8 protein-coding genes are annotated in these 12,246 nt (G+C 74.5%); 3 read left to right on the top strand and 5 right to left on the bottom strand.

Going from position 1 to position 12,246, the window contains the following annotated elements; translation table 11 throughout:
* Positions 1-201: 201 nt before the first annotated feature.
* The 4 genes from OHT61_RS11320 to OHT61_RS11305 form a co-directional block, all read right to left on the bottom strand.
* Positions 202-3,117 carry a helix-turn-helix transcriptional regulator gene (locus tag OHT61_RS11320; RefSeq protein WP_329037430.1) on the bottom strand — a complete coding sequence of 972 codons (2,916 nt, stop codon included), beginning with the start codon at positions 3,115-3,117 and terminating at the stop codon, positions 202-204.
* Positions 3,118-3,195: 78 nt separating this feature from the next.
* On the bottom strand, positions 3,196-3,390 hold the full coding sequence (locus tag OHT61_RS11315) for a hypothetical protein (protein ID WP_329037428.1): 195 nt from the start codon (positions 3,388-3,390) through the stop codon (positions 3,196-3,198).
* Positions 3,387-6,500 carry a type 2 lanthipeptide synthetase LanM family protein gene (locus tag OHT61_RS11310; RefSeq protein WP_329043199.1) on the bottom strand — a complete coding sequence of 1,038 codons (3,114 nt, stop codon included), beginning with the start codon at positions 6,498-6,500 and terminating at the stop codon, positions 3,387-3,389. The genes OHT61_RS11315 and OHT61_RS11310 overlap by 4 nt, the downstream gene beginning before the upstream one ends.
* A 192-nt stretch (positions 6,501-6,692) precedes the next feature.
* Positions 6,693-7,757 (bottom strand): LacI family DNA-binding transcriptional regulator, encoded by a 1,065-nt coding sequence (locus OHT61_RS11305; protein ID WP_329037426.1) that lies wholly within the window; start codon positions 7,755-7,757, stop codon positions 6,693-6,695.
* Between the two features lie 110 nt (positions 7,758-7,867).
* On the opposite strand from OHT61_RS11305, the gene OHT61_RS11300 reads away from it, so the two are divergent.
* Genes OHT61_RS11300 through OHT61_RS11290 form a run of 3 tightly spaced genes read left to right on the top strand, consistent with a single transcriptional unit; the run spans position 7,868 to position 10,988 of the window.
* Positions 7,868-9,019 carry a Gfo/Idh/MocA family protein gene (locus tag OHT61_RS11300; protein WP_329037424.1) on the top strand — a complete coding sequence of 384 codons (1,152 nt, stop codon included), beginning with the start codon at positions 7,868-7,870 and terminating at the stop codon, positions 9,017-9,019.
* Positions 9,016-10,158, top strand: coding sequence for a dihydrodipicolinate synthase family protein (locus OHT61_RS11295; RefSeq protein ID WP_329037422.1), 1,143 nt, complete (start codon positions 9,016-9,018; stop codon positions 10,156-10,158). The genes OHT61_RS11300 and OHT61_RS11295 overlap by 4 nt, the downstream gene beginning before the upstream one ends.
* The gene (locus tag OHT61_RS11290) at positions 10,155-10,988 is read left to right on the top strand and encodes a sugar phosphate isomerase/epimerase family protein (RefSeq protein ID WP_329037420.1); all 834 of its coding nucleotides are present in this window, start codon (positions 10,155-10,157) and stop codon (positions 10,986-10,988) included. Before OHT61_RS11295 ends, OHT61_RS11290 begins: the two co-directional genes overlap by 4 nt.
* Positions 10,989-11,245: 257 nt before the next feature.
* On the opposite strand, the gene OHT61_RS11285 is transcribed toward OHT61_RS11290, so the two are convergent.
* A complete protein-coding gene (locus OHT61_RS11285) occupies positions 11,246-11,980 on the bottom strand; it encodes a class I SAM-dependent methyltransferase (protein WP_329037418.1) in 735 nt (244 codons plus the stop codon).
* Positions 11,981-12,246 lie beyond the last annotated feature (266 nt).

The following is a 12,246-nucleotide window of genomic DNA, read 5'->3' as shown; positions in this document are numbered from 1 at the left end:
GAGGGGCGACGAGTTGCCGTACTCCGCCGATGCTGCCGCGACGCCGGAGGCGGCACATCGGTGGCCGCCCCGCATCTTCCGGGCGGCGCACCCGACCCCCGCCGCCCGATGCCCCCATGTTGCGGTGCGGTGCCCCCATCCGGACGGCCGGGTGCGTGCGCTCCTGCCGTCCGGATGGGGGCACGGCCGCCCGACGCCCGCTCAGGGCAGGTCGACCGCGCACTCCGCGGCGAAGTCGCAGAGCGCCGAACGGTTCGCCCGGCCCGTCTTGCTCAGCAGACTGGCCAGGTGCTTCTCCACCGTGCGCGGCGAGATGGACAGCCGCCGGGCGATCTGCTGGTTGCCCGGACGCTCCGCCAGCAGCACGAACACCTCGTACTCGCGGGGGGTCACCCCGTTGGTCCGCAGCGTCGGGGGGATCCGGTCCCGTCCGTCGCGGTGCTGGGTCACGCTCACCCCCGCCTGCCGCAGCGCCGACCGGCACGCGGCGGCCGCCGGCTGCACCCCGGCCGAATGGAAGAACTCCTCGGCGGTGCGCAGCCACACGACCGGCTCGCCCCACCCGTCGGCGAGCGCCGCCTCCGCGACCAGCCGCAGACCGAGATGCCGGGCCACCGGGAAGGCCGCGGACCGGGCGTGGAAGGACGTCATCCGCCGTGCGGCACCCACGGGATCGCCCTCCCTGCCGAGCAGCACCGCCTCCGTCAGTTCGAGGAACTGGCGATTCCAGGCCAGGGCGGCGCCCGGCGCCCCGGCCACCTCCTCGTACTCCCCGCGCGCCGCGTCGCCCGACAGCACCCGCAGCAGCGGGCGCAGCCCGTAGCGGCCGCTCAGGTAGTAGTAGCTGGGGTGGTCACGCTCCCAGGCCAGTGCGGCGTCCAGCGCCGCCGCGGCGGCGGGGCGGTCCTCCTCCAGCAGCGCCCCGATCGCCCCGCAGAATCCCTGGCGCAGGGGCACGAGCGCGGACTGCTCGCCGCCCGCCCTGCGGAACGCGACGAGGGCCCGGTCCGTCTCCCGCCGCCGGCCCCGGTGCGCCGCGGCCGCCGCCCCGGCCAGCAGCAGATAGCGGTGCGCGCCGTGGTTGCCGATCCTGGCGCTCGCCTCCACCGACCGTGCGGTGATCTCCTCCGCCTCGTCCCACCGGGCGCACATCACCGCGTTCATCGCGAGCAGTCCGTCGACCGTCTGCGCCAGCAGCAGGGAACCCAGCTCCGCCGCGGCGGCCCGGGCCGAGTGCAGGCGGCCCGCGTCACCGGTCCGCATGAAGCCGTTCACCCCCAGGCGCACCAGCGCCTCCACCCGCCAGAGCGGCAGGGAGTGCTCGGTGGACAGGGTGAGCATCCGCTCCAGACACGCGTCGGCGGCGTCGAACCCCCGCTCCCGGTGGAGCAGGGCGAGCAACTGCCAGGCCTGGCAGGCCACGACCGGGAGTCCTTCGGCCTCCGCGGTCCCGGCGGCCTCGCGCGCGGCCCGTTCGGCCGCCTCCGGCTCCGGGCGGTCCTCCCCGGGCAGCAGCGAGAGATGACCGTCCACGACGGCGAGTGACGCGCGGCGGGCCGGGGACGGCGACGGCCCGAAGAGAGTGCGCGCGGCGGCGATCTGACGCGCTGTGTCCTCCGCGCGCTCCGCCATGACCGCCACCCAGGCGATCTTGATGTGGGCGTCCCCGCGACGGGCGGCCGCCTCCGAGCGCGCGGGGAGCGGTGGCAGGCCCTCGGCCAGCGCCAGGGCCCCGTCGAGGTCGCCGCCCTCGGCCCTGGCCACCGCCAGGGATTCGGTGACGGCCGCGAGATCGGCGTCCGTCGCCAGGGAGAGGGAACGTTCCAGCAGCACCACGGCCGAACCGTGCGAACCCGACGCGAGCATCCGCCGGCCCGCCTCGGCGAACTGGAGCGCGGCCCCGGCGCGGTTGCCCGCGGCGAGCTCCAGCGAGGCCACGAGCTGCCGCCGGTCCTCGTCGAGCGGCTCCCCCGACCGCTCGACCGCCGCGGCCGCACGCCGGGCCAGTGCGGCGCGCTCGGCCGGTGCGAGCGAGGCGACCAGCGCCTCGGCGGTGAGGGTGTGGCGGAAGGCGTAGCGGTCGGGTGCCGCGCCGTCGGGGGCGATCACACCCGTCTCGACCGCGGACCGGAGATGGGTGAACAGGGCCCGGTCCTCCAGTCCGGTGACGGTCTGCAGCACCGCCACCGAGAACTGGCCGCCCAGGGTCGCCGCCGTCAGCAGCAGGTCGCGCACCGGCTCGTCCATCCGGTCCAGCCGGTGGGCCCAGCTCCGCAGGATGCGCGACGGGAGAGAGCCGTCCGGCCCGCCCGCCGCCTCCCAGCCCGTCTCCGTGCGCCGCAGCCTGCCGGTGTCGAGCAGGTCGTCGAGCAGCACCTCGACCAGGTAGGGGTTGCCGGCCGCGCGTTCGACGAGCCGCCGCTGGACCTCTTCGGGTATCAGCTCGGGCGGTGTCTCCAGACAGGCGCCGGTCAGGGTCCGCACGTGCGCGTCGTCGAGACCGCGTAACTCCACCACCGTCGCACTGTGGCGCTGTTCGGCGGAGCGTACGAGGTCCAGTGCGGTGCCCTGCTCCGGGCGCAGGGTGCCCAGCAGCAGGACCGGCAGGTCCGCCAGGTTGTCGACGACGTACTCCACGACCGCGACGGTCTCCGTGTCGCAGTCGTGCAGGTCCTCCAGCAGCACGACGCAGCCGCTGTCCCGGCCGAGGACCGACAGCAGCCGCAGCAGGGCCTCCGCCAGCTCGACCACGGTCTCGGTGTAGCCGGCCGACGCCCCGCTCCGCCACTCCGGGACCAGCCGGGACAACGCCGGGTGATACGGGGCGAGTTCCGGATCCGTCGGCGTACCCGCCGCACGGAAGTGGGACGAGAGCGCCTCCACCAGGGGGCGGAACGGCACGACCAGGCCCGTGGACCCCGCCCGCCCGCGCAGCACCGGCATCCCCAGCCCGTAGGCACGGTAGGCGCATTCGCCCACCAGCCGGGACTTGCCGATCCCCGCCTCCCCGACGAGGAACAGCGCGCGCCCCGAACGCCGTCGTGCGGCGTCCAGGGCGCTGCTCAGCAGACCGATCTCCTCGTCACGACCGACGACGACCGGCGAATTCGCACGCATGGCCGCAGGCTACTGGAGCCGTACAGAGTGCGGCAGTAGGCACATTCCCGTCATGCCGTGCACCGTGGCGGGAAAGGGTCACATCGGCACGGTGAACGTCGTCCACGGCAGGTCGGGGCCGGACATGTCCCCGTCCGAGGCGCTGAGGAGTCTGCTCCGCAGACCCAGCCCGCCGTTGTTCCCTAGCGATATCCGGTCCGCGGGGTGCTCGACGGCGCCCTCGTGCGCCACGGTGGCGTCCACGTATCCGGCCGACTCGCTGATCTGCGTCATCTCTGCCTCTTCTTCAGGTCGTTGGTCGAGAACGTCATGGGTGCGTGGGCCCGGTCGGGCCCCGCCGAGTGGCGCATGAGCAGTGCCGGGCCGATCCGGTCGGGGAACCCCGCCCGCAGCAGCCCGTGTCCGATGCCGGACAGGCCGGTGAGCAGCCCGGGATGAGGTACGTGTCCGGGGGTGCCGCAGTGCGACTGCGCCCGGTCGGCGGCGGCGAGCAGGGTGCCGGTCCGGCGCAGCCAGTGGGGGCGCAGCCGGGGCAGGGCGGGGTGCGCGAGCAGTTCCAGCACGCCCAGTTCGCCGTGGCACAGGCTGTCGTCCGGCTGCGGCGCGGCCCGGGCCACGTCACCGGCCTGCCCCGCGAGCCAGTCGCGGAGTTCCGGATCGGCCAGGGCCTCGGGACTGTCGGCGACCGCGAGCGCGACCCCGGACGTCCCCTCGCACCAGGCCCGGCCGCCGCCGGCCGCCCGTACGGCGCCGCGCAGGACGTCCAGCCCCGTGGTCCGGTGGTGCGGGCCGCCCCCCGCCCCCGCGAACCGCAGCAAAGCCCATCCGACGCCCGCAGCCCCGTCCGCGAAGCCCGCGGACGGGGGCGGCGGCGCCGCCGCGAGCCGTTCGGCGCACCGCTCGGCACCGCGCCAGGCCTCGGCCCGGCCGGTGGCGCGGTGAACCGCGAGCAGCGACACCAGGCCCCCGGCCGTGCCGCCGCGCACGCCGAGCCCCTCCTCGGCCGCACCCGCCGCACACGCGAGCCGCGTGGCGGGCCCCGCCCAGTCAAGGATGCGGCTGTCGTCCAGCAGCGTCCCGACCTCGGTCAGGGCGTACGCGATGCCCCCGAGGCCGGAGAAGGCACCGGAACCGAGTACCCCGAGGTCGTCACCACGCTGGTGGAGCGCGTCCAGCAGGCCCGGGAGGGGCGCCAGCGCGGCCCGGGCCGCGTCGGCGTACCGCGCGGCACCGGTCAGGGACGCCAACTGGGCGAGGAACAGCGCGGGCCCGGTGTAGCCGCCCGCGAGGTCGGCCGCCAGCGGCGTGAGACGCCAGTAGCGCTCGCCGAGCAGTTCCAGGCCCAGCCAGTTGGTCCGGGTGCCGCCGTCGTACGCGAGCGAGACGAGCTGGTCGCCCACCGAACGGGCGGCGGACAGCAGCCGCTCCGGTTCCGGCGCGGTGGCCTCGGTCCTGGGCCGCGCGGACCCGGCGCCGCCGTGCGGGGGCTCGGTGGAGGTGCTGACCATGGCGGTGCGGATGATGCGTTCCTGGTCCAGCCGGTCCACCGTGTCCAGGGCCAGGATCTTCGCCTCCACCCGCGCCAGCCCGCCGGGCCCCGCGGGCCCCCGCACCCTGCGCCCGTTGCCGCTCCACACCTCCGTGAGCCCGGGACGCGTGGTGAACACCGGGACGTCGCCCTGCCACAAGTCCTCGATCTCCTCGTCCTCCAGACCGGCCAGCGCGGGGGTGCCCAGGGCGCCGGTCCGCAGGAGCGCGAACACCTGCTGGCGCTCGGCGGCGTCCCGCATCAGGTCGGGGTGGGTGGACTCGTGCATCAGCGTGGCGTACGTCCAGGTCGGCCTCGGTACGAAGCGGGTCTCGTCGTCCGCGAAGAGACGCAACAGGCCTCTGGGCCCGAGCAGTTCGCCGCGCGAGTCGCCGACGGCGGTGTACGCGGCGCGGAACCCTTCGCAGAGGGCGTCGGTGAAGTGGAAGGGATCGGCCGCCGCCCCGTCCAGGGTGGGGCGGTTGGCCGACGCGCCGAACCGTCCGGTGGTGCGCACCAGGTGCATGGTGTCGGTGCCCGCCGCGGCCCAGGAGGCCGTCTCCAGCGGCGAGGAGGCCGCCCGGCCACCGCCGACGGCGGACATGTCCAGCGCGGTCGTGTCCCCGACGAGCAGCTGCGGGAGCAGCCCGACCCGGTGCACCGAGCTGTACAGCGCGCGGGCGGCCGGATCGGCGGGCGGCGTCTGGGTGAGCGGTGGATGGAACAGCGTCTCCACATCGACCAGGACGGGATGCGCCCCGCACGCGATGAGGTTCTCGTGGTGCAGGTCCGTGCCGTCCAGGACGTGCAGCAGGGCCAGCAGTGCACCCAGGCGCCGGTAGAAGAGCGCGGTGTCGGCCGCCGTGTGGCAGGGGGCGTCCTCGATGAACTCCGCCCAGCCGTACGCGTCCCGGTCCAGGACCCGGGGCGCCCGCAGACCGGGCGTGCCCTCCAGGGAGTTGAACCACTGCACCAGGGTCTCGAAGTGCCGGTGCGCGGCGAGCGGGCGCGGCTTGTAGACCAGCCGGGCGCCGTCGGCGAACCGCAGCAGCATCACGGACCGGCCCCCGCGGTGGCTGTCGCCCGTGCCCGCCTCGACCTCGGTCAGGGCGTGCGGACCGTATCCGGCGAGCCGGGCCGGGCCCTGCTCCGCGAACACCGGTGAGGAGGCCAGCAGCCGGCTGTCCTCCGCGAGTCTGCCGAGCATCTCGGCGAACGCGTCCGCCGCGTTCATGGCCGCCTGCGCGAGGACCCTGGCGAGGACCGGGTAGGCGGTGACCAGCGAGGTGAGGCCCGCCCGGCCCGCGGTCAGCCGCAGGAAGTCCCGGAAGCGCTCGCGCGGCCCGGAGCCGGTCAGCCGGCCCGCGATCCGCGCGTCGTGCAGCTCCGACACGAGGGTCCGGGCGGCGAGCACGGCCAGGCGGCGTTCCACGTCGCGGCGGAAGCCGTCCGCCACGGCGGTGGAGCAGGGGGACGGCCCCGGCCGCGTGCCGCCGCCCCCGGACGCCCTGGACACCATGCGGTCGGCAGCCCGGGCCGCGAACGGGGCGACGACCACGACGAAGCCGGTCAGGTCCGGGTAGTCCCGGTCCGCGATCCGTGCCGAGCGCGGTGCCCGGCCGACGGCCTCGCGGGCGAAGCGGGCCCACTCGGGCTCGGCGGCCGGGCGCGGTCCGACCGTGCCCGCGGCCCACCAGGGTTCGCCGTGGCCCTGGACTCCGAAAGGGCCGGCGGTGTCCGCCGCCGGGGCGTGGCCCTCGCCGTCCGAAAGCGCCGTACCGTCGATCGCCTGCTTCTCCACCACCGCGTTCACCTCCCCGGTCCAGGGAGGCCCGAGCGGTTCTCCCGTGCCCATCCTGGAGGGCTCCAGGTCCGCGCACATGGGGGAGTCGCCCCCATCTTTCGGGGTGGCCCGGCCGGCCGTACGGGAGCACCAGGTCAGGGGCTCGTACGTACGGTACGAGAGGTACAAGGCGGGGGCGGGGGCGTGGTCCCGGAGCGCCGGTGCGGGAGGCACGGCGTTCCCGGCCGGGCCGGTGCGGGCGGGTCAGTGGGAAGGGGCGGCCGTCGATCCGCGTTCCATGAGTTCGGCCTCGATGGTCGCGATGCCTCCGGGCGGCGGTGTCTCCTTGCCCATCGCCAGCCGGCCCGCCCGCACGCCCGCCTCGAAGAGGGGCAGCCGCACGGTCGTCAGCGCGGGCACGGCGTCCACCGAGAACGGCAGGTCGTCGAAGCCGGCCACCGAGACGTCCTCGGGGATGCGGAGCCCGCGGTCCCTGAGGGCGGCGCAGGCCCCCAGGGCCACCGTGTCGTTGGCGGCGACCACCGCCGTGAGGCCGGGCTCGCGCCGCAGCAGTTCGAGCGTGGCGTCGTAGCCGGAGCTCCGGTCGTACGGGCCGTGCACGGTGACGTTCTCCTCGTCGCCGTACAGCCCCGCCGCCTTCATGGCCTCGCGGTGGCCCTCCAGCCGGTGCCGGGTCGTGGTGCGCTCCAGCGGGCCGGCGACGTAACCGACGCGCCGGTGCCCGAGCGCGATCAGGTGCTCCGTCAGGCGCCGTGCACCGCCCCGGTTGTCGAAGGCCAGTGCGGCGAGCACCGCGTCGCCCTCCTGGAGCGGGGGCCGTCCGCAGAAGACGACGCGGGTCCCGGCGTCCGCCAGCTTCGTGAGCTTCGCGGTCATCGCGGCCTGGTGCCCGGGGTCCTCCAGCGCGCCGCCGGTGAGGACGACGGCGGCGGCCCGCTGGCGCTGGAGCAGTGTCAGGTAGGTGAGTTCGCGCTCGGGGGAGCCGCCGGTGTTGCAGACGACGGCGAGTTTCTCCCCGCCCGCGCGGCCCGACCCGTCACCCGGTCCGCCGATCTGGGTCTGCGCGGCACCGGCCATGATCCCGAAGAACGGGTCGGCGATGTCGTTGACCAGGATGCCCACGAGGTCGGACGTGGCGGCGGCGAGTGAACTGGCGGGGCCGTTGAGCACGTAGTCCAGGTCGTCCACCGCGCGCAGGACCCGCTCCCGGGTCGACGACGCCACCGGGTAGTTGCCGTTCAGGACACGGGACACGGTGGCCGGGGACACCCGGGCGCGGGCCGCGACGTCCGCCAGGGTGACTGTCATGGCTCTCCTCCGAGGAGTGGTGAAGCGGCCCCTCTTGTCCGGGCCGCTGTCGGCAGGCTAGCGTCATACCGCATAGAAAGCGCTTGCTACGGTCGTATGGAGGAACTTTCGTGACACGCAGGACAGTGCGCATCGCCATGAACGGCGTCACGGGACGCATGGGATACCGGCAGCACCTGGTGCGCTCGATCCTCGCGATCCGGGAGCAGGGCGGCCTCGACCTCGGCGACGGCGATGTGCTGTGGCCCGAACCCGTGCTCGTCGGCCGCCGCGCCCACGCGCTGGAGGCGCTCGCCGCCCGGCACGGCCTGACCGAATGGTCGACGGACCTCGACGCGGTCCTCGCCGACGCGTCCGTCGACCTCTACTTCGACGCCCAGGTCACCTCCGCCCGCGTCGACGCGATCAGGAAGGCGATCGCCGCCGGCAAGCACGTCTACACCGAGAAGCCCACCGCGACCGACGTCGGGGGCGCCCTCGGACTCGCCCGCCTCGCCCGGGACGCGGGCATCAAGCACGGCGTCGTCCAGGACAAGATCTTCCTGCCGGGCCTGCTCAAGCTGAAGCGCCTCATCGACGGCGGGTTCTTCGGCGAGATCCTGTCCGTGCGGGGAGAGTTCGGCTACTGGGTCTTCGAAGGCGACTGGCAGGACGCCCAGCGTCCCTCCTGGAACTACCGGGCGGAGGACGGCGGCGGCATCGTCGTCGACATGTTCCCGCACTGGGAGTACGTCCTGCACGAACTGTTCGGCCGGGTCACGAGCGTCTCGGCCCTCGTGCGGACGCACGTCCCGCAGCGCTGGGACGAGCAGGGCAAGCCCTACGCCGCCACCGCCGACGACGCCGCCTACGGCACCTTCGAACTGGCCGGCGGCGCCGTCGCCCAGATCAACTCCTCCTGGGCCGTGCGCGTCAACCGCGACGAACTCGTCGAGTTCCAGGTCGACGGCACCCACGGCTCCGCCGTCGCCGGGCTGCGCAACTGCCGCGTCCAGCACCGCTCCGCCACGCCCAAGCCGGTCTGGAACCCCGACCTGCCCGTCACCGAGCCCTTCCGCGACCAGTGGCAGGAGGTTCCCGACAACACCGAGTTCGACAACGGCTTCAAGGCCCAGTGGGAACTCTTCCTGCGCCACGTCGCCCTCGACGAGCCCTACACCTGGGACCTCATGGCCGGCGCCCGGGGCGTCCAGCTCGCCGAGCTCGGCCTCAGGTCGTCCGCCGAGGGCCGCCGCTTCGACGTGCCGGAGCTGAGCCTGTGACCATCCAGCTCCCGCACGGGCCGTACGAACCCCGGGCCACGCCGCTCGACCTGAAGCCGTCCGGCGTGCCGCTCGCCTCGCGCACGGTGTTCTCCGCCGCGCACGTCGTGGCCGACCCCCGCGCGGACGCCGGCCCCGGCGACCCCGCCGCCGTCGACTGGGACGCCACGCTCGCCTTCCGCCGCCACCTCTGGTCGCACGGCCTGGGCGTCGCCGAGGCCATGGACACCGCGCAGCGCGGCATGGGCCTGGACTGGGCCGGCGCCGCCGAACTCATCCGCCGTTCCGCCGCCGAGGCGAGGTCCGTGGGCGGCCGGATCGCCTGCGGTGTGGGCACCGACCAGCTCAGCGGCCCGGCGACCCTGCCCGAGGTGCGCGCGGCGTACGAGGAGCAGCTCGCCCTGGTCGAGGAGAGCGGCGCGCAGCCCATCCTGATGGCCTCCCGCGCGCTCGCCGCCGCCGCGGACGGCCCCGAGGACTACCTGGAGACGTACGCCCACCTCCTGCGCCAGGCCGCCCAGCCGGTCGTCCTGCACTGGCTCGGCCCCATGTTCGACCCGGCGCTGGAGGGCTACTGGGGCAGCGCGGACCTCGACGCCGCCACGGACACCTTCCTGAAGGTCATCGCGGAACACCCGGACAAGGTCGACGGCATCAAGATCTCGCTCCTGGACGCCGAGCGGGAGATCGGCGTACGGCGCCGGCTTCCGGGCGGGGTGCGCTGCTACACCGGCGACGACTTCCACTACCCCGAGCTGATCGCGGGCGACGACCGGGGCTTCAGCCACGCCCTGCTCGGCATCTTCGACCCGCTCGGCCCGCTCGCCGCACACGCGGTGCGCGTCCTGGACACCGGTGACACGGCGGGTTTCCGCGCCCTCCTGGACCCCACGGTCGAGCTGTCGCGCCACCTCTTCCGCGCGCCGACCCGCTTCTACAAGACGGGCGTGGTCCTGCTCGCCTGGCTCGCGGGCCACCAGGAGCACTTCACGATGGTCGGCGGCCTCCAGTCGGCCCGCTCGCTGCCGCACCTGGCCCGGGCGTACGAACTGGCCGACCGGCTGGGCCTGTTCCCCGACCCGGACCTGGCGGAGTCCCGTATGCGCGCACTGCTGGCCGTCCACGGAGGTGGCCGATGAGCACCGACCTGTCCCGCCTGTCCCTCAACCAGGAGACGGTCCGGCAGCTGTCCCTGCCGGACCTCGCCGAAGCCTGCCTGAGTTCCGGGATCGGGCAGGTGGGCCTCTGGCGGGCACCTGTGAGGGCGTACGGGGTGGAGCGCGCGGGGAAACTGTTCAGGGACGCGGGCCTCACCGTCACCAGCCTGTGCCGGGGCGGCTTCCTCACCGCGACCGACCCCGCCGAGCGGGCCCGCGCCCTGGAGGACAACCGGGCGGCGGTCGACGAGGCGGCGGGCGTGGGCACCGACACCCTGGTCCTGGTCTCCGGCGGACTCCCCGACGGGCAGAAGGACCTGCACGCCGCCCGGGAGCGGATCGCCGACGCGCTGGCCGAACTCGCGCCGTACGCGCGGGACCGCGGCGTGCGGCTCGCCGTCGAACCGCTGCACCCGATGTTCGCCTCGGACCGCTGCGTCGTCTCCACCCTGTCCCAGGCGCTCGACCTCGCCGAGCGGTTCCCCGCGGAGCAGGTCGGCGTGGTGGTCGACACCTACCACGTCTGGTGGGACGACGGGGTGCCCGCGCAGATCGCCCGGGCGGGCGCGGGCGGCCGGATCCACTCCTTCCAGCTCGCCGACTGGATCACCCCGCTGCCGGCCGGAGTCCTGGTGGGCCGCGGCCAACTGGGCGACGGCTGCGTCGACTTCCGTGCGTTCCGCGCCCAGGTGGAGGCGGCCGGGTACGGCGGCCCGATCGAGGTCGAGATCTTCAACGAGGAGCTGTGGGCCCGCGACGGCGCCGAGGTGGTCGCGGAGGTCGCCGCGCGCTACGCGGAACACGCCTGCTGAGAGCCGCGCCGTACGCCCTGGGTAAAGAAGAGGTCAAGGCGTACAACCTTTCCGCACCCTCCCCGGTCGTATTCGGCGTCGGGACTTCCGGGGAGGGGTCCGGGGGGATTCGGGAAGCCCGACGGAGGGGGAGAGCGAGGGGGGTCCGGCCTGACGGCCGGGCCCCATTCCGCTTTCGCGGGACGCCCGCGCGGTGGCGCGCGAGACGTTGCGCGAGCCGTCGGCCGAACCCGGTCGCACCGGGCCGTCGAGGGGGATCAGGAAATCCGGTCCGGCTTCCGGAACAGCGCGGTCCAGAGGAAGTCCTCGCCGAAGGAGGGGGAGTCGGCCGGCTCGTCGCGCATCCGCCGGAGTTCGACCTCCTCCAGACCGGCGAAGATCCAGCGCAGTTCCTCCGGCGTGTAGGCGAGGCCTCCGAGCAGGCCCGCCTCGCCGTAGAAGGCCGCGTCGGGCAGCTCGGACCCCATCGCACCGGAGGCGAAGCAGCTGAGGGTGAGGTGCCCGCCCGGAGCGAGGTTGCGCTCCAGGAACCCCAGGTAGCTGACGCGGCGGTGGGGCGGCAGGTGGTGGAAGCAGCCGGAGTCGTGGATCAGGTCGTACGGCCCGGTCGGTGCCCCCTCGGCGAAGGCGTCACCGCAGTGGAACCGGACGTCCGCTCCCGCTTCGACGGCCCGTTCCCGGGCCCAGGCGATGGCGCCGGGCGACAGGTCGACCGCATCCACGTCGAAGCCCCGCGAGGCGAGGAACAGGGCGTTGCGCCCCGGACCACAGCCGAGATCGAGGGCCCGCCCCGGCCCGATCAGGTCCCGGTCGAGACAGGAGACGAGGTTCTCGTCGGGCTTCGCCACGAAGAAGGGGACCGGCTTCGACCGGTCCGCGTAGAAGTCGTCCCACCAGGCCCCCGCCCCTTGCGTCCACCGGTCGGCCTCCGGTGCGAACAGGCTGTCCATGAGCCTCAGGACGTCGTCCACCGAGCGTATGTTCCGGTCCATTCGGAACCCCCTTCCAGACAGTGCAAGCATAGTCGCGCCGAGGATATAACCCCAGGTCAGGAGGGGTGTGTGGGCGTCACGGAGGAGATCTGGGAGCCCTATCGCCCGGGGGTGGGGGGCCGGCTCCGGAGTGCCGGTGACCGCCCCCGCAGGGCCCCCTCACGGGCCGCCACGGGGTCCCGCAGGGCGGCGCGCGGGTGCCTTTCTCCGCACCTTCGGGAACCGTGGCGACGGCCCGTCAGGAAGGCCGTCCGTACTCCGGAGCG

It is taken from the genome of Streptomyces sp. NBC_00178, assembly GCF_036206005.1.
Lineage (GTDB): Bacteria > Actinomycetota > Actinomycetes > Streptomycetales > Streptomycetaceae > Streptomyces.
This window is presented reverse-complemented; position numbering and strand designations above follow the sequence as displayed.

Excerpts from the sequence above, each read along its gene's own strand:
- OHT61_RS11285 (WP_329037418.1), bottom strand. The coding sequence starts at position 11,980 with ATGGACCGGAACATACGCTCGGTGGACGACGTCCTGAGGCTCATGGAC.
- OHT61_RS11290 (WP_329037420.1), top strand. The coding sequence starts at position 10,155 with ATGAGCACCGACCTGTCCCGCCTGTCCCTCAACCAGGAGACGGTCCGG.
- OHT61_RS11315 (WP_329037428.1), bottom strand. The coding sequence starts at position 3,390 with ATGACGCAGATCAGCGAGTCGGCCGGATACGTGGACGCCACCGTGGCG.
- OHT61_RS11305 (WP_329037426.1), bottom strand. The coding sequence starts at position 7,757 with ATGACAGTCACCCTGGCGGACGTCGCGGCCCGCGCCCGGGTGTCCCCG.
- OHT61_RS11320 (WP_329037430.1), bottom strand. The coding sequence starts at position 3,117 with ATGCGTGCGAATTCGCCGGTCGTCGTCGGTCGTGACGAGGAGATCGGT.
- OHT61_RS11310 (WP_329043199.1), bottom strand. The coding sequence starts at position 6,500 with ATGGGCACGGGAGAACCGCTCGGGCCTCCCTGGACCGGGGAGGTGAAC.